This is a genomic window from Chlamydia sp., assembly GCF_017472245.1.
Lineage (GTDB): Bacteria > Chlamydiota > Chlamydiia > Chlamydiales > Chlamydiaceae > Chlamydia.
Window position 1 is genome coordinate 262,005 of the sequence record NZ_JAFUQR010000008.1, and the last position, 16,574, is coordinate 278,578.

A 16,574-nucleotide genomic window follows, 5' to 3' on the forward strand; every position below is an offset into this window, starting at 1 on the left:
AACGATTATGATCCAGCAAGAAAGTCAGTTAAAAGTTGCCGATAATACGGGAGCTAAAAAGGTAAAGTGTTTCAAAGTTCTAGGCGGGTCTCGTCGGCGTTACGCAACAGTCGGGGATGTGATTGTTTGTTCTGTAAGAGATGTTGAGCCTGATAGTTCCGTAAGGAAAGGGGATGTTGTTAAGGCTGTTATTGTGCGAACTCGAAATAACATTCGTCGTAAAGATGGATCTACATTAAGATTTGATACAAATAGCTGTGTAATCATCGATGATAAAGGCAATCCTAAAGGAACTAGAATTTTTGGGCCTGTAGCAAGAGAGATTCGGGATCGCGGCTTCATTAAAATTAGTTCTTTGGCTCCTGAGGTGATTTAAAGGTAAGATGATATGAAGAGACGTAGTGTATGTGTCGGTGACACTGTTTATGTGCTTGCTGGAAACGACAAGGGTAAGCAAGGAAAAGTTTTACGTTGTTTAAAAGATAAGGTTGTCGTTGAAGGAATTAATGTCCGAGTGAAAAATATTAAACGCTCTCAAGAAAATCCTAAAGGGAAGCGCATTAATATTGAGGCTCCTCTCCATATTTCTAACGTACGTTTGAGTATCGATAATCAGCCTGCTAGACTGTTTGTTAAAGTTACAGAAAAAGGACGAGAGCTTTGGAATAAGCATTCTGATGGAAGTTCTTCATTATACCGACTGGTAAGAGAGAGAAAGGGTTAATATGAGCAGGTTAAAAAAACTGTATACTGAAGAGATCAGAAAAACTCTTCAAGATAAGTTTAAGTATGAAAATGTTATGCAAATCCCTGTTCTTAAAAAGATCGTAATAAGCATGGGGCTTGCTGAGGCTGCGAAGGATAAAAACCTTTTTCAGGCTCATTTGGAGGAATTAGCAGTTATTTCTGGTCAAAAGCCATTGGTAACGAGAGCTAAAAACTCTATTGCGGGCTTTAAATTACGTGAAGGGCAAGGAATTGGTGCAAAAGTTACTCTACGTGGAATTCGTATGTATGACTTTATGGACCGTTTTTGCAATATTGTCTCTCCAAGAATTCGAGACTTTAGGGGATTTTCTTGTAAAGGGGATGGGCGAGGATGCTATTCTCTTGGTTTAGATGATCAACAAATCTTCCCTGAGGTGGATTTAGATCGTGTTAAACGATCTCAGGGGATGAATATTACATGGGTAACCACAGCACAAACCGATGCGGAGTGCCTTACCTTGTTAGAGTGTATGGGCTTGCGTTTCAAGAAGGCTCAATAAGGGAGATGTAGGTCGGTATGGGAATGACGAGTGATTCGATTGCAAATTTATTGACACGGATTCGAAATGCTTTAATGGCAGAGCATTTGTATATTGATATCGAGCACAGTAAGATGCTTGAGGCGATTGTGAGAATTCTCAAGCAACACGGGTTTGTTGCACATTTTTTAGTAAAAGAGGAAAATCGCAAAAGACTTATGAGGGTTTTCTTGCGATACGGGGAAGATCGCAGACCTGTGATTCATGCTCTTAAGCGTGTATCTAAGCCTTCTAGAAGGGTCTATGTTTCTGCTGCAAAAATTCCTTATGTTTTCGGAAATATGGGTATTGCCGTTCTTTCGACTCCTGAAGGAGTTTTAGAAGGCTCTGTAGCTAGAGCTAAGAATGTTGGCGGCGAGTTGCTTTGTTTAGTTTGGTAGCAAGTTAAAAGATTAGGACGGTAACGAATGTCTCGTAAAGCTCGAGACCCTATTGTACTTCCTCAAGGCGTAGAGGTCTCTATTCAAAATAATGAAATCTCCGTGAATGGGCCTAAAGGGGCTTTGACACAGGTATTGGCTAAAGAAGTTGAGATTGCTGTTAAAGGTAATGAGGTGTTTGTTTCTCCTGCGGCTCATGTGACGGATAGACCTGGTCGTATGCAAGGGCTTTATTGGGCTTTAATAGCAAATATGGTCAAAGGTGTCCATCTTGGATTTGAGAAGCGTTTGGAAATGATTGGAGTCGGCTTCAGAGCTGCAGTGCAAGGTGCCTTTTTAGATTTATCAATCGGGGTTTCTCACCTTACAAAAATGCCGATTCCGGCAGGATTAGAAGTCTCTGTTGAGAAAAATACTTTAATCTCCATCAAAGGTATCAATAAGCAATTGGTTGGAGAATTTGCGGCTTGTGTTCGTGCAAAACGCCCTCCAGAGCCCTACAAAGGCAAAGGAATTCGTTACGAAAACGAATATGTGCGTCGTAAGGCTGGGAAAGCAGCGAAAACTGGTAAAAAATAGAGGGTAAAGTAGAGTCGAACTATGGAAAGTTCTTTATGTAAGAAAACTTTGGGGAAAACTCGCAGAGCTTTAAGAGTACGAAAAGCTTTAAAAGGGTGTGCTTTAAAGCCTAGATTATCCGTTGTAAAGACAAATAAACATATTTATGTACAGCTGATTAATGATGTTGAAGGAAAGACTTTAGCATCTATTTCGACTTTAGCTAAGGCTTCAAAAACTTCCGGATTAGCAAAGAAAAATCAGGATAATGCCAAGGCTTTAGGGATAAAAATTGCTGAATTAGGGAAATGCCTTCAGATAGATCGGATTGTTTTCGATCGAGGAGCTCATAAGTATCATGGTGTAGTGGCTATGGTTGCTGATGGCGCTAGAGAGGGTGGATTACAGTTTTAATGAAGGTTTAGATAATGACGCTATCAAGAAATTCTCATAAGGAAGATCAGCTGGAAGAGAAGGTTCTCGTCGTCAACCGTTGTTGTAAGGTTGTTAAAGGAGGCCGTAAGTTTAGTTTTTCTGCGCTTATTCTAGTAGGCGATAGAAAAGGGCGTTTAGGCTTCGGGTTTGCGAAAGCTAATGAATTGACCGACGCTATTCGTAAAGGCGGGGATGCTGCTCGAAAAAATCTTGTCTCTATCAATTCTCTTGAGGGAGGATCTATTCCTCATGAGGTTCTTGTTAACCATGATGGAGCAGAACTTTTATTGAAACCTGCTAAGCCAGGAACCGGAATCGTTGCAGGATCTCGTATTCGTTTAATTTTAGAGATGGCCGGGGTGAAAGACATTGTAGCAAAGAGCTTGGGATCTAATAATCCTATGAATCAGGTAAAAGCTGCTTTTAAAGCTCTCCTGACACTCTCTTGTAAAGATGATATTATGAAAAGGAGAGCCGTTACTAATGATTAAGTTAGAGTATTTACAAGATCCTTCGCCTCGTAAGCGAAGAACTAAGCTCTTGGGTAGAGGCCCATCTTCTGGCCATGGAAAAACAAGTGGTCGGGGACATAAAGGGGATGGTAGCCGATCTGGATATAAGAGACGTTTTGGATATGAAGGCGGTGGCGTTCCTTTGTATAGAAGAGTGCCTACGAGAGGGTTTTCTCATAAACGTTTTGATAAACTTGTTGAAGAAATCGCAACACAACGCTTGAATGAGATTTTTGAAAACGGTGAAGAAGTATCTCTAGAAATTTTAAAACAGAAAAAAGTGATTCACAGAGAAACTTCTCGCGTTAAAGTGATCCTTAGAGGAGCTTTAGATAAGAAATTAATCTGGAAAGATGCTGCAATAGTGCTGTCAGAAGGGGTAAAAAGTCTTATCGAGGCTGTTTAACTAAAGCTTTTAGGTAAAGTTTATGGCTACATTGCGACAAGTGTTTTCGATTTCTGAGCTGAGACAAAAAATATTTTTTACGTTTTCTTTGCTTGCGCTATGTAGGATCGGAGTATTTATTCCCGTTCCAGGAATTAACGGAGAGCGTGCTGTAGCCTATTTTAATCAGTTATTAGGATCCAGCCAGAATCTGTTTCAGTTGGCGGATATTTTTTCCGGAGGGGCTTTTGCTCAAATGACGGTGATAGCTCTTGGAGTTGTTCCGTATATCTCAGCTTCTATTATCGTACAGCTGCTGGTGGTTTTTATGCCCACTTTGCAGAGGGAAATGCGAGAAGCTCCTGATCAAGGGAAGCGGAAGTTAGGTAGAATGACAAGATTGTTCACACTGGTGTTGGCTTGTGTGCAATCTTTGCTTTTTGCGAAGTTCGCTTTACGAATGAATTTTGTTGTTCCTGGAATAGTTCTTCCTGCGGTGTTGTCTTTAAAATTGTTTGGCGCCCCTTGGGTATTTTATTTGACAACTGTTGTCGTAATGACAACAGGGACTCTTTTGCTCATGTGGGTTGGAGAACAGATATCCGATAAGGGGGTTGGTAATGGGATTAGTTTGATCATTACCTTGGGAATATTAGCTTCATTCCCTTCTGTTTTGGGATCTATTTTCAATAAGCTAAATTTGGGATCTCAGGATCCTTCTGAATTTGGAATTATTTCTCTTTTGATTCTTTGCGCGGTTTTCGTCTTCGTTTTGGTCGCAACTGTGTTAATTATTGAAGGAGTTAGAAAAGTTCCCGTTCAGCATGCACGTAGAATTATCGGACGAAGAGAGGTTTTGGGTGGAGGATCTTATCTTCCATTGAAAGTGAATTATGCCGGAGTGATTCCAGTTATTTTTGCTTCTTCACTACTCATGTTTCCTGCTACGATTAGCCAATTTCTTTCTTCAGAGTCTTCTTGGCTGAAACGTATAGCTAATATGCTGTCTCCTGGTAGCGTATTTTACTCCATTTTTTATGTGCTGCTCATTATATTCTTCACTTATTTTTGGACTGCTACACAGTTTCGCCCAGAACAAATAGCTTCCGAAATGAAGAAAAATGGAGCGTTTATTCCTGGTATTAGACAAGGGAAACCAACTCAAACCTATCTCGAATACACGATGAATAGGGTGACTTTGTTGGGCGCTATGTTTTTAGCTGTTGTAGCTATACTACCTTCTATTTTGGGAAGGATTTTAAGAGTTGACGCAAACGTCAGTTATTTTTTGGGTGGAACTGCTATGCTTATCGTAGTCGGAGTTATTTTAGATACGATGAAGCAAGTAGACGCTTTCCTTTTAGTCCGGCGTTATGACGGGGTTTTAAAGAAGGACCGCTCCAAAGGAAGACGTTGAAAAATAACAATTTTTGACCTAAGATGCTTATACTACTTTAAGGGAGGCCCTTCGTATGCCACGCATCATTGGAATAGATATTCCCGCGAAAAAAAAATTAAAAATAAGTCTTACATATATTTATGGAATAGGGCCAGCTCTTTCTAAAGAGATCATTGCTAAGTTGCAGTTGAATCCCGAGGCTAGAGCTGCAGAATTGACTGAAGAAGAAGTCGGTCGATTGAACGCTCTTTTGCAGTCGGATTACGTTGTTGAGGGAGATTTGCGCCGTCGTGTGCAATCTGATATCAAACGTTTAATTACGATCCATGCTTATCGTGGACAAAGACATAGACTTTCTTTGCCTGTTCGTGGCCAGAGAACGAAAACAAATTCTCGCACGCGTAAAGGTAAACGTAAAACTGTTGCAGGTAAGAAGAAATAATAATTTTTAGGAGAGAGTGTTTTGGTTAAAAATCAAGCGCAAAAAAAAGGCGTAAAAAGAAAGCAAGTAAAAAACATTCCTTCGGGCGTTGTCCATGTTAAGGCTACTTTTAATAATACAATTGTGACCATAACGGACCCTGCTGGTAATGTAATTTCGTGGGCTTCTGCAGGGAAAGTTGGTTACTCCGGATCTCGAAAATCTTCTGCATTTGCCGCGACTGTTGCGGCTCAAGACGCAGCTAAAACGGCTATGAGCTCTGGTTTGAAAGAGGTTGAAGTAAGCTTAAAAGGAACAGGGGCTGGAAGAGAGTCTGCTGTACGGGCATTGATTTCTTCTGGGCTTATTGTTTCTGTTATCCGAGATGAAACTCCCGTCCCACATAACGGGTGTCGGCCAAGAAAACGACGAAGAGTATAGTATAGCTAAGGAGTTTGGGATGTCGGATAGTTCGCATAATTTACTTTATAATAAATTTGAGTTGCCAAAATCAGTAAAAATGTCTCCCATTGAAGGAGCCTCAGGTGGCGTAGATAAAGTAGCTCGGTTTGTTGCAGATCCCTTGGAGAAGGGAATGGGGCACACATTGGGGAGCGCTTTGAGACGGGCTCTGCTAATCGGCTTGGAAGCTCCTGCTATTGTTTCCTTTTCTATGACAGGGGTTTTGCATGAATATATGGCGGTAGAGGGAATTATTGAAGATGTTACCAATATCGTTTTGAATTTGAAAGGTGCTTTGCTTAAAAAATACCCTCTGCAAGATTGTGAAGGGGGAAGATCTTCTCAAAAATTGAGAGCTACAATCTCTATTGATGCTTCTGATTTAGCTGCTGCCGGAGGTCAAAGGGCTGTTACTTTAGAAGACTTGTTGCAGGAAGGGGCGTTTGAGGCTGTAAATCCAGATCACGTCATTTTTACGGTAACGCGTCCCATGCAGCTTGAAGTAATGTTGCGGGTTGCTTTTGGTAGAGGATATACTCCTTCTGAAAGAATTGTTCTTCAAGAAAAAGAGATCAATGAGATTGTTTTAGACGCGGCATTTTCTCCTGTTGTTTTGGTAAATTATTTTGTTGAAGATACCCGTGTTGGACAAGATACAGATTTTGATCGTTTAGTATTACAAGTAGAAACTGATGGGCGTGTGGCTCCTAAAGAGGCTGTGGCTTTTGCTACACAGATCTTGAGCAAACATTTTTCAGTGTTTGAAAGAATGGACGAGAAAAGGATCGTTTTTGAAGAAGCCATATCGGTAGAAAAAGAGAACAAAGACGATATTCTTCACAAATTAGTTTTGGGCATTAATGAGATCGAACTTTCAGTAAGATCTACAAATTGTTTGTCTAATGCTAATATTGAGACGATTGGGGAGCTAGTAATTATGCCAGAACCTCGTCTGTTACAGTTTAGAAATTTCGGGAAAAAGTCTCTTTGTGAGATTAAAAATAAACTGAAAGAAATGAAATTAGAGTTAGGCATGGACCTCAGCCAATTTGGTGTTGGCTTAGATAATGTCAAAGAAAAAATGAAATGGTATGCCGAAAAAATTCGGTCGAGTAAGAATGCCAAGGGATAAAAAGGGATATGCAACACGCTAGAAAAAAATTTAGGGTTGGTCGTACTTCTTCGCATAATCGTTGCATGTTGGCTAATATGTTAAAGTCTTTAATTCACAATGAAAGAATAGAGACTACGTTGCCTAAAGCCAAAGAGTTGCGTCGTCATGCAGATAGAATGGTGACTTTAGCCAAGAAAAATACTTTAGCTGCAAGAAGACTTGCTGTTGGGCGTCTTATGGTTAGATATAATACGCTAACTAGCAAGGAGGCTCGTCAGGCTAAGGCAGGAGACCTATCCGCTTATAATGTTGATAGAAGAGTTATTGGGAAGTTATTTGATGTATTAGCAACCAGATTTTCTTCGAGAAATGGTGGGTATACACGTATTTTGAAGTTGCAAAATAGGGTTGGTGATAATGCTCAAAAGTGTATTATAGAATTTTTAGCGGATTAACGCTAATTTTTCGAAAACACTGACTACCTGGGATTTGATAATGAGAGTTGTAATTAATGGTTTTGGACGAATTGGGCGATTAGTTTTAAGACAGATTCTGAAAAGGAATTCTCCCATTGAAGTTGTAGCCATTAATGATTTAGTCGCAGGTGATCTTTTAACTTATTTATTTAAATATGATTCTACACACGGATCTTTCGCTTCGCAAGCTACTTTCGCCGAAGGGTGTTTGGTGGTTGGAGAGAGAAAGATCCGTTTCTTAGCAGAGAAAGACATTCAAAAGCTACCTTGGAAGGATTTGGATGTTGATGTCGTCATTGAAAGCACTGGATTATTTGTTAATAGGGATGATGCTGCGAAGCATTTGGATTCTGGAGCTAGGAGAGTATTGATAACAGCTCCTGCCAAAGGGGATGTCCCTACGTTTGTTATGGGGGTTAATCATCACCAGTTCGATTCAGTTAATGACGTAATCATTTCTAATGCTTCTTGCACAACTAACTGTTTGGCTCCTTTAGCAAAGGTGCTGTTGGATAACTTCGGTATAGAAGAAGGATTGATGACAACAGTTCATGCAGCTACAGCTACACAAAGTGTGGTGGATGGACCTTCTCGGAAGGATTGGAGAGGAGGACGCGGAGCTTTCCAAAATATTATTCCTGCTTCCACAGGGGCTGCTAAGGCCGTAGGATTGTGCTTGCCTGAGCTTAAAGGAAAGTTGACAGGAATGGCTTTTAGGGTGCCTGTAGCGGATGTTTCTGTAGTGGATTTGACGGTTAAGTTGAGTTCTGCTACGACCTATGAGGCTATCTGTGAGGCTGTGAAGCTTGCAGCCAATACGAGTATGCAAGGTATTATGCATTATACAGAAGAAGCTGTAGTTTCTTCTGATTTTATTGGTTGTGAGTATTCGTCCGTATTTGATGCTCAGGCTGGGGTTGCTTTGAATGATCGATTTTTCAAATTGATAGCTTGGTATGATAATGAAATAGGCTATGCGACTCGTATAGTAGATTTATTAGAGTATATACAAGGAAACTCTAAATAAAGGTTTGGTTGTGTATTTTACAAGAGATCCAGTCATTGAGACTGTTATTACATCTAAAGAAGGGTACAAGTTATCCGTTCGTAATTCAAAACATTTATCTCAGGATCCCTTTATTGTGGAAGCTATAGAGGTAGTCCGTTTAGGGGGTACTTGTTTCTTTCGTAATTGTGATCACAGTAAGCCATTTTTGGTTCCTGCAGCTGATTATGAAGTTATGGAAGTTCGTGATGCCAAAATTAATCTTAAAGCAGTTGGTTTGGACCGAGGAGTTAAGATTGTTAGCGGACGCGAAGCTTTATTAAAAATGCCGAAGGTTGCTCCAATTACTGCTCCTTCAGGAGAGGATACAAGTTCTGCTGAAGAGGAAGTTTCAGAGCCTGCTCCAGCAGCTCCTATGTCTAGAAAAGAAAGACGTAAAGAGTTTAAGAGCGAGAAGTGGAAAGAAAAGAAAAAACAGGGACGGCGTCGTAGTAGCAAAGAAATAGCTGATGCGGTCGGGTCTTCTCAAGAAATGATCGATACAGTTGTGGAGGAATGTTTGCAAGAGTCTTCCTCAGAAGAAGGAGATTCTACTGAACGAAGATTTTCTTTAATTCCCCCTCCTACTCGGTTGATTTGTGAAGGGCCTGAGCAATCATCTGAAGAGTCTAAGCCTGTAACGTCTGTGGATTTGAATGAGTCTTTAAATGCTTTGGTAAATGAAAGCAGTGATGTCATCGAATCTATTTTAGCGGATGAGGATACGGTTGTCTTTACTAGAGAAAACAATAAAAAGCCTGTTCAAGAGCCTCAAGAAGAGCTGCCTAGCTTGTCTTTAGAAGTTCCTGCTCATGATAGTGTTTCTTCAGAAGAGTGAGAAGTTTGTTGTATTTTTTCAGTATTTAACATAAAATCCCCCTGAGGTCCTGTTAGTTGCGTACGCAGGTTCCTTTTTCAAAAGGATGGCGAGGGCTCAAGAAGTCCTCGTTGTTTTTGCTCAGATGGTGGAATGGTAGACACTAGGGACTTAAAATCCCTTGGGCTTTGGCCCGTGCAAGTTCGAGTCTTGTTCTGAGCACATCTTTTTTCTTAGGTCTTGAGACAATAATGCCTTTTTGATTTATAGGTAAGGAAGGCTATTTAACTAGAGGGATCTTTTTGATGTGGCTTTGGTCTTTAGTTAAGCTACGTCTGCTGTCTTTATTGCAGTTTCGCAAGATTCGTTCGTTTATTCCACCAAATCAATACGAAGAGTATTCTCGTTCTATGCTTCAGCTGTTCTGTCTTTGGAAGGACGCCGATATTATGGAGTGGGAGAATACTTGCCAGATTCTGTTTGGTGTTTGTACCAAAATGAGCGAAGATTTGCTTAGAAACCAGAAGCAGATACAAATACAATCCGCAAATAGAGAACAGTCACAGGCAGAATGGGAAAAGACAGTCTGTGAATTGAAATCACAACTCGCATCTCAAGAAGATGAAAGTCGGCAGGAGATTTCTAAGTTACAAGCGGAAAATAGCTGGTTGCAAAATCGTTTAGCTGAAAAGTTGCAGCAAGCACGTCACCAAAATGATGTTATTGATGAGCTGAAACGTGATTTAGTTGAGAGCGTCCAGCAAATGGAAGTTAGCGAAGGTAGACGATTGTGCTATGAGCATAAAATTAAGATACTAGAAGAACAAATAGATCGATTTTTAGCAAAAGAAGAGGTTTAATTTGTCAGATCCTTTGGTAACGCTTTCCTTTATTGTATAAAATTCACAACGACATAAGGAAAATAAAAGACTCGGGTGAAAGGGGCATGGCGGATCTGATTATGGGAATAGATCCAGGAACTTTGGTTTGTGGATATGCACTCATTCGTGTGGAGAATCGATACCAAATCTTCCCACATAGTTTTGGAAAAATCAAACTTCCTCAGAAACAGCCTTTGTCTCACAGATATAAGCAGTTATTTACAGAGATTTCCACAATTCTTCAGCAAGAATCTCCTCAAGCAGTTGTATTAGAAACACAGTATGTTCATAAAAATCCTCAAAGTACAATTAAGCTAGGAATGGCTAAAGGAGTGTTGTTATTAGCGGCGTCTTTACACGACGTTTCTGTATTTGAGTATTCTCCTAATACTGCTAAGAAGGCCGCTGTAGGTAAAGGAAATGCCTCGAAACAGCAAGTACAGCTTATGGTAAGTAAATTGCTGAATGTCCCTGATCTTTTAGCCACTGATAATGAGGATATTGCGGATGCTTTTGCTCTAGCTATGTGTCATGCACACCTATCTCCTTATCAGAACTTAAAGAAAGTTCTTTTGTAATCAATAACGTTAGACGCAGATGTATGAATATATTAAAGGAAAATTAACCCAGTCTGATGGGGCTTATGTTGTTATTGAAAGTTTTGGTATAGGTTATGCCGTCATGCTTTCAGATAGGTTTCGGGCTGATTTACGTGAACTAATGCACCAAGAAGTTCTAGTTTATATTCATAGTATTTTCAATGAGACAGAACATGTCTTATACGGGTTTAGCTCAAGAGCGGAAAGGGAATGCTTTCGTTTGTTAATTTCTTTTTCTGGTATTGGCCCCAAAACTGGCTTGGCTATTTTGAATATGTTCCCTTTACAGGAGCTATGTTCTATAGTTCGTTCTGAAAATATAAAGGCTATTGCTTCGGTTCCTGGTATAGGGAAAAAAACAGCAGAGAAGCTTATGATTGATCTTAAACAAAGGCTTTTTGCTTTAATGCCTCTGTCTTTGGAAGAGCCTATGACTTCACCTATCTCTTCTTCTTTCAAAGAAGGCATAAGCGCTCTAATGAACTTAGGCTTTTCCAGGTTCGCAGCGGACCGTATGATGACCGAAGCTGTTCAGGAGTTATCTGAAGATGCCTCTGTAACGGAACTCCTTCCTGTAGCTTTAAGAAAAGCTTAGAATTTATAGCCTTGTTTCGAGAGTTTCTGAAAATGTTTAGCTCAGTTATAGTTCTCTCACAATTGTGTTAAAATGGCCTCTTTTCTGTATGGAGATGATTGCTTGCCGCGTGCCGTTGCAAAAGAAGAATAGAGGCAAAAGGAGAATATATGGAACAAACATTATCAATAATCAAACCTGATTCTGTGGGCAAGGCTCATATAGGGGAAATTATTTCTATTTTTGAAAAAGCTGGGCTGCGTGTTGCTGCAATGAAAATGGTGCATCTCTCGGTTAAAGAAGCAGAAGGATTTTATGCTGTTCATAAAGAGAGACCTTTTTTCCAAGAACTGGTAGACTTTATGATCTCTGGCCCTGTTGTAGTAATGGTACTGCAAGGGGAAAATGCTGTCGCTCGTAACAGAGAGTTAATGGGAGCAACGAATCCTAGAGAAGCTGTGGAAGGCTCTATACGAGCTTTATTCGGAGAGTCTATAGGAGTTAATGCTGTTCATGGATCTGACAGTCTAGAGAATGCTGCCGTTGAGGTGGGGTATTTCTTTGCTAAAACAGAGATAGTCAACTCCGCAGCATAATTGTTTTTGAGATTTTGCTGGCCCCTTCTTCTCTCTTGTATAGAATAGAGGAAGGGGATTTTTTAAATCATCTGAGTCGCCTGTCGATGGGGGAGTCGCAGTGCTTTTTCTAATTCTTGAACAGAACCTCTTTCCCAAATAATCTTATCTGCTGCTGCGTGCTGTAATTGCGATATAAAGTCTTCTTTTGAGTTAAATAGAGAATGGATGGTTCTTAAGAACTCATTATGTGGGCGGTTCTTCCTGTAAGATGGTTGTATTTGAGGGATAGGAAGGTAACGAGCAAGCTTTTGGGGGTTCATATCCCAAAGAAATGTAGTGTGGTGAACCCAACGATGTTTTTGAATATATTGAGCATTCCCCCCAATTTTTTTACCAAAAAAGGTGTAATCGTTTTCCGTAGTTGCAAATCCTGGTGGGAAAATTGGTGCATAAAGATCTCCTGTCCATTGCATAAGATCTTTTGAAGCAGGTAAAGGAGAAGGGGAATTAATAATCCAAGAGACCATTAGACTATCAGCATCCAGAAAAACTGTTCCTCCACCACTATACCGACGGATAATGGGAATATTATCTTGTCTTAAGTGTTCTAGGTATAGATCCTTTTCTGGGATCCGGGAGATCCCTAACACCACAGCTTCTGGAAGAAATATATTCACCAAACAAAAATTTTGAGTCGAAGTACGTAAAAGGGCTTCTTCAAGTTGAAGTTGTTGAAAAATAGGAAGTCCTTCGCAGTCGACAAAAACACAATCAATGAGCATCTTTTTTTAAAGAGATCATAAGTACCTGAATGTCTGCTACAGAAATTCCTGAAATTCTGGCAGCGGATCCAATCGTACGTGGAGTAAATTTAGAAAGCTTTTCTCTAGCTTCCAAACTTAGTGCTGATATGCTGTTATAGTTCATATCTTCGGGAATTAAAATGTTTTCAGATTTCTCCATATTACGAATTAGGGTTTGCTGTCGAGAAATGTAACCTGCGTACTTAATTTCCATTTCTAAGGAAGCTTCAACAATGGGCCCTAAACTTTTGACATCTTCAGGAAACTCTGCAAGAAGTTGTTGGTAAGAAATTTCTGGACGACATAAGACCTTGGTCAAAGGAACAACTGTATCACCATATTTTCTAAAAATTTTTGCGAGACGTTCTTTTTCTTGTTCTATGCACTCTTTTTGCTGTTGAAACATAGCGAAACGCTCGTTGGACAGTAGTCCTAAAGAATGCCCATAATGGGAGAGGCGTATGCCAGCGTTATCTTGGCGCAAAAGTAGTCGATGCTCAGCTCTACTCGTGAACATACGATAAGGCTCATCTAGTACTTGGGTTGTGAGATCATCCAGCATAACTCCAATATAAGACTCTTGACGAGTAGGTATAAATGCTGGGCGCCCCAAGACTTTATTCACAGCATTAATCCCGGCAATTAAGCCTTGCGCAGCAGCTTCTTCGTATCCTGTAGTTCCATTGATCTGACCACACAAGAACAGTCCGTCAAGAAGTTTGGATTCCATAGAGGGGAGAATCACATTCCCTTGGATGTAATCATATTCTATAGCATAAGCAGGGCGCGTAATTACCGCATTTTCTAAGCCTGCTACTGAGTGAACAATCTCATACTGTACATCGAAAGGCATCGATGTAGATAGCCCGTTAACGTAAACTTCTTGCGTATTGAGGCCTTCTGGCTCAATAAAAATATGATGGCGATCCTTATCCGAAAACTTAACAATCTTGTCCTCTATTGAAGGACAATACCGAGGTCCTACACCTTCTATGCGTCCACCATATAAAGCAGAACGATGCAAATTATTGATGATAAGGTCTTTGGTTTTGTCTGTCGTATGAGTGATGTAACAAGAAACTTGAGGTAATTGAGGGACAAAAGCTTCGTTTCGATGTACAAAACAAACGTTTTGATCTCCAGGCTGTTCCTCCATTACCGAAAAATCAATAGACGAAGCTAACAGACGGGCAGGAGTCCCAGTTTTCAAGCGCCCTAAGGGGAAACCCAACCGCTTCAGATTTTCAGAAAGACCTGAAGAAGCTGCATCTCCTAGGCGCCCTCCAGAAAAATTCTGAGTTCCAATATGGATTAGCCCTCGCATGAAAGTCCCAGAAGATAGCACTACCGTCTTCCCTAGATAAGCCCATCCTTCTTTTGTTGACACTCCCAAAATCCGCTCCCCATTATCTAAGAGAGACTCTACCGAACCCTGCATGATGTGCAAACCTGACACTTGCTCTAATAAGCGCTTCATGTGGATATGATAAAGCTGTTTATCCACTTGAGCACGAGGAGCTCGGACTGCGGGACCTTTAGTTTGATTGAGAATACGGAACTGAATCCCAGATAAATCGGTAACTTCAGCCATAACCCCACCTAGGGCATCGATTTCTCGGACGATATGCCCTTTACCGATACCTCCCACAGCGGGATTACAACTGAGTTTTGCGATAGTATCTAGATTTGAGGTTAGAAGTAGGACAGACGCCCCCATTTTAGCAGCGCAACACGCAGCTTCACAGCCAGCATGCCCTGCACCAACGACTATCACATCGTAATCAACGGGAAACGTCCACATAGAGCCCAAACAATCTAACTATCTATTTTTATGACGATCTCTTCTGCGTCTTTTTTTACGCTTGTGCTTGGCGATCTTAAGTCTTCGTTTTTTCTTAACAGATGACATGGTTTTCTTCTTAATAGTTTACGCAAAGAATAATAGGTGAGTCTTTTAGAAGACCCAGCTAATTCCTAAAGATCCGAGCGAAAGCTCCGTTTTCTTCAGGCTTGTCCTTAAAGTACCCCCCAGCTTCCACCGGGCGATGGGCAGAAGTTTACAATGGCAGTCAATTTTTGGGAATAAACTTGTTTATCCGGGGAACTCGCATCCAGCGTAATTGCGGAATCGGGCGAAATCTTTCTCAAAAACTAATTGTACAGATCCAATTGAGCCGTGTCGGTTTTTAGCAACAATCAATTCAGCTGTTCCTGGTTTGTCGTTGGGGTCATAATACTCCCGGCGAAGTAAAAACATGATCTGATCGGCATCTTGTTCAATACTTCCACTCTCTCGTAAATCGCTCATCAAAGGTCTATGATTTGCTCTATCTTCGACTTTTCTTGACAGCTGAGAAAGACAAAGGATAGGGATATTAAGTTCTCTAGCTAAGTTTTTAAGCATTCGGGAAATCTCAGAGATCTCTTGGTTCCGCGAATCTGAGTTTCTTAAATTACCTGAGCTGGAGATTAACTGTAGGTAATCGATAACAAGGAACTGGATGTTATAGCTTTCTTTCATTCTTCTTGCTCGGGCTCGAAGATCCGTAATCTTTAGACCCGGATAGTCATCAATCAGTAAAGTGTGTTCTTCCATTTCTCTAACCACGGAGACAACACGTTGAAAATCTCTTCCAGAAATATCTCCGATGCTGATTTTTTTTGCTTCTACCTCAGAGCGTGAGCAGATTATTCTATGAATAAGCTGGTCAACTGTCATCTCTAGAGAGAAAATCCCGACAGGAAGACGACTTTCAAAACAAAAATTTTCTACAATATTTAGTGCTAAAGCTGTTTTCCCCATAGCAGGCCGTGCAGCAAGAATAATGAGGTTAGATGGACTAAACCCATTAATCATTCTATCTAGATCCAGAAAGTGAGTGGGAAAGCCTGAAAGCGTTGGTATGCTTGCATCATGAGGGCTGGATTGGAAAGCCTCTTGGCGTTCCTGTAAAGCCAGTAAAAAAGATTTATCCTTAGTGGAAGAAATACCCTTGAGTTTGTCTGCGACAAGAACGTAAGGGGCTAAGTTTGTCGTTTGACTTATGCGAAACAGGATATTTTGAGCATCATCTAGGGCTGTAGTTACATCTCGGGGTTCTTCAGCAGCTTTCTTCTCTATATCTTTGGCTGCTTGGATCATTTTTCTCAAAATTGACTTAGAGCGGATGATCTCAGCGTACTCCTCAATATAAGCAGCTGTTCCTGCAAATTCTGATAAAGTAATCAGGTAAGCAGCGCCTCCAATGACGTTAAGTTGGTCTCGTCGCTTCAGCTCTTCTCCCGTAAGATGAGGATCCATGGGGCGATCTAATTTGAAGGCATCTTGCAGCACGCGGAAGATGATACGATGTTCCAAAAAATAAAAATCATCCTCCTGCAAAAGGTTCGCTGCAAGGTTCAGGTGATTGACATTCGTCAACATGCACCCCAACACAATCATTTCAGATTCTTTTGAATTAGGAAGGGAAAGGAGTTGAGTAGAATGAGGTTTTTTAGTTTGGGTTGCCATGGCAGGTTTCACTTTATTCTGTTATTCCATTAGGGAAGAGACTTTCTCGGTCAGGGTAGGGGATTAAGTGATATATCCTCAAGAGGAAACGGGGGCAAAGAGAATATCGTCTGTCGGTGGACAGCAGGGACTAGTTCTTTCTCAAGGAAGCTAGATGGCAACTCTTGCTTTTCAAAAAAATTACTCTTGTGTAAATTCGTTCTTTCCGAGCTGGTTGTTAGTTCGGTTGTTTCATTGGAAAGATGACTGAGTGGTCGAAAGTACGTCCCTGCTAAGGACGCGTACCCCTTAAAGGGTACCGAGGGTTCGAATCCCTC

General features: G+C 40.8%; 23 protein-coding genes and 1 tRNA gene. 20 read left to right on the forward strand and 4 right to left on the reverse strand.

All coding sequences use genetic code 11. The features are described 5' to 3' along the window. Positions 1–7 precede the first annotated feature (7 nt). The 20 genes from rplN to ndk all read left to right on the forward strand — a co-directional run bounded on the left by rplN (position 8) and on the right by ndk (position 11,961). A complete protein-coding gene (gene rplN, locus IJ490_RS04240) occupies positions 8–376 on the forward strand; it encodes a 50S ribosomal protein L14 (protein WP_291894584.1) in 369 nt (122 codons plus the stop codon). Between the two features lie 12 nt (positions 377–388). Beyond that, positions 389–724, forward strand: a complete 336-nt coding sequence (gene rplX, locus IJ490_RS04245) for a 50S ribosomal protein L24 (protein ID WP_009872719.1) — start codon at positions 389–391, stop codon at positions 722–724. Between the two features lies 1 nt (position 725). Next, positions 726–1,268: a 50S ribosomal protein L5 gene (gene rplE / locus IJ490_RS04250; RefSeq protein WP_291894627.1), complete on the forward strand. Its 543-nt coding sequence runs from the start codon at positions 726–728 to the stop codon at positions 1,266–1,268. 17 nt (positions 1,269–1,285) lie between these two features. Further along, the gene (gene rpsH / locus IJ490_RS04255) at positions 1,286–1,687 is read left to right on the forward strand and encodes a 30S ribosomal protein S8 (protein ID WP_291894630.1); all 402 of its coding nucleotides are present in this window, start codon (positions 1,286–1,288) and stop codon (positions 1,685–1,687) included. A gap of 27 nt (positions 1,688–1,714) precedes the next feature. Continuing rightward, positions 1,715–2,266: a 50S ribosomal protein L6 gene (gene rplF, locus IJ490_RS04260; protein ID WP_291894633.1), complete on the forward strand. Its 552-nt coding sequence runs from the start codon at positions 1,715–1,717 to the stop codon at positions 2,264–2,266. A 21-nt stretch (positions 2,267–2,287) separates the two neighbouring features. Further along, positions 2,288–2,659: a 50S ribosomal protein L18 gene (gene rplR / locus IJ490_RS04265; protein ID WP_291894636.1), complete on the forward strand. Its 372-nt coding sequence runs from the start codon at positions 2,288–2,290 to the stop codon at positions 2,657–2,659. A gap of 14 nt (positions 2,660–2,673) precedes the next feature. Further along, positions 2,674–3,171, forward strand: coding sequence for a 30S ribosomal protein S5 (gene rpsE, locus IJ490_RS04270; RefSeq protein ID WP_291894639.1), 498 nt, complete (start codon positions 2,674–2,676; stop codon positions 3,169–3,171). Next, positions 3,164–3,598 (forward strand): 50S ribosomal protein L15, encoded by a 435-nt coding sequence (gene rplO / locus IJ490_RS04275; RefSeq protein ID WP_291894642.1) that lies wholly within the window; start codon positions 3,164–3,166, stop codon positions 3,596–3,598. Before rpsE ends, rplO begins: the two co-directional genes overlap by 8 nt. 22 nt (positions 3,599–3,620) lie before the next feature. Next, positions 3,621–4,994 carry a preprotein translocase subunit SecY gene (secY, locus tag IJ490_RS04280; protein ID WP_291894644.1) on the forward strand — a complete coding sequence of 458 codons (1,374 nt, stop codon included), beginning with the start codon at positions 3,621–3,623 and terminating at the stop codon, positions 4,992–4,994. Positions 4,995–5,049: 55 nt separating this feature from the next. Then, positions 5,050–5,418: a 30S ribosomal protein S13 gene (rpsM, locus tag IJ490_RS04285; protein WP_291894648.1), complete on the forward strand. Its 369-nt coding sequence runs from the start codon at positions 5,050–5,052 to the stop codon at positions 5,416–5,418. Positions 5,419–5,439: 21 nt separating this feature from the next. Then, positions 5,440–5,838 carry a 30S ribosomal protein S11 gene (gene rpsK, locus IJ490_RS04290; RefSeq protein WP_291894652.1) on the forward strand — a complete coding sequence of 133 codons (399 nt, stop codon included), beginning with the start codon at positions 5,440–5,442 and terminating at the stop codon, positions 5,836–5,838. A 19-nt stretch (positions 5,839–5,857) separates the two neighbouring features. Beyond that, positions 5,858–6,991 (forward strand): DNA-directed RNA polymerase subunit alpha, encoded by a 1,134-nt coding sequence (locus IJ490_RS04295; RefSeq protein WP_291894654.1) that lies wholly within the window; start codon positions 5,858–5,860, stop codon positions 6,989–6,991. A gap of 8 nt (positions 6,992–6,999) precedes the next feature. Beyond that, entirely contained in the window at positions 7,000–7,428 is a 429-nt protein-coding gene (gene rplQ / locus IJ490_RS04300) for a 50S ribosomal protein L17 (protein WP_291894656.1), read from the forward strand. A gap of 40 nt (positions 7,429–7,468) precedes the next feature. Continuing rightward, positions 7,469–8,476, forward strand: a complete 1,008-nt coding sequence (gene gap, locus IJ490_RS04305; RefSeq protein ID WP_291894658.1) for a type I glyceraldehyde-3-phosphate dehydrogenase — start codon at positions 7,469–7,471, stop codon at positions 8,474–8,476. Positions 8,477–8,486: 10 nt separating this feature from the next. Then, positions 8,487–9,332, forward strand: coding sequence for a GrgA family transcription factor (gene grgA / locus IJ490_RS04310; RefSeq protein ID WP_291894660.1), 846 nt, complete (start codon positions 8,487–8,489; stop codon positions 9,330–9,332). Between the two features lie 118 nt (positions 9,333–9,450). After that, positions 9,451–9,533 (forward strand) — tRNA-Leu (locus IJ490_RS04315). A gap of 83 nt (positions 9,534–9,616) precedes the next feature. Beyond that, entirely contained in the window at positions 9,617–10,171 is a 555-nt protein-coding gene (locus IJ490_RS04320) for a hypothetical protein (RefSeq protein ID WP_291894662.1), read from the forward strand. Positions 10,172–10,257: 86 nt separating this feature from the next. Then, positions 10,258–10,770 (forward strand): crossover junction endodeoxyribonuclease RuvC, encoded by a 513-nt coding sequence (ruvC, locus tag IJ490_RS04325; protein WP_291894664.1) that lies wholly within the window; start codon positions 10,258–10,260, stop codon positions 10,768–10,770. Between the two features lie 19 nt (positions 10,771–10,789). Beyond that, positions 10,790–11,386 carry a Holliday junction branch migration protein RuvA gene (gene ruvA / locus IJ490_RS04330; protein ID WP_291894665.1) on the forward strand — a complete coding sequence of 199 codons (597 nt, stop codon included), beginning with the start codon at positions 10,790–10,792 and terminating at the stop codon, positions 11,384–11,386. A 149-nt stretch (positions 11,387–11,535) separates the two neighbouring features. Next, positions 11,536–11,961 carry a nucleoside-diphosphate kinase gene (gene ndk, locus IJ490_RS04335; protein ID WP_291894668.1) on the forward strand — a complete coding sequence of 142 codons (426 nt, stop codon included), beginning with the start codon at positions 11,536–11,538 and terminating at the stop codon, positions 11,959–11,961. A gap of 62 nt (positions 11,962–12,023) precedes the next feature. On the opposite strand, the gene IJ490_RS04340 is transcribed toward ndk, so the two are convergent. The 4 genes from IJ490_RS04340 to dnaB all read right to left on the reverse strand — a co-directional run bounded on the left by IJ490_RS04340 (position 12,024) and on the right by dnaB (position 16,257). Then, on the reverse strand, positions 12,024–12,725 hold the full coding sequence (locus IJ490_RS04340; RefSeq protein ID WP_291894671.1) for a lipoate--protein ligase family protein: 702 nt from the start codon (positions 12,723–12,725) through the stop codon (positions 12,024–12,026). After that, positions 12,715–14,547 (reverse strand): tRNA uridine-5-carboxymethylaminomethyl(34) synthesis enzyme MnmG, encoded by a 1,833-nt coding sequence (gene mnmG / locus IJ490_RS04345; RefSeq protein ID WP_291894674.1) that lies wholly within the window; start codon positions 14,545–14,547, stop codon positions 12,715–12,717. The genes IJ490_RS04340 and mnmG overlap by 11 nt, the downstream gene beginning before the upstream one ends. Positions 14,548–14,565: 18 nt before the next feature. Next, complete coding sequence (locus IJ490_RS04600; protein WP_071804592.1) at positions 14,566–14,655, reverse strand: AURKAIP1/COX24 domain-containing protein; 90 nt, start codon at positions 14,653–14,655, stop codon at positions 14,566–14,568. A gap of 183 nt (positions 14,656–14,838) precedes the next feature. After that, positions 14,839–16,257: a replicative DNA helicase gene (gene dnaB / locus IJ490_RS04350; RefSeq protein WP_291894678.1), complete on the reverse strand. Its 1,419-nt coding sequence runs from the start codon at positions 16,255–16,257 to the stop codon at positions 14,839–14,841. Positions 16,258–16,574 lie beyond the last annotated feature (317 nt).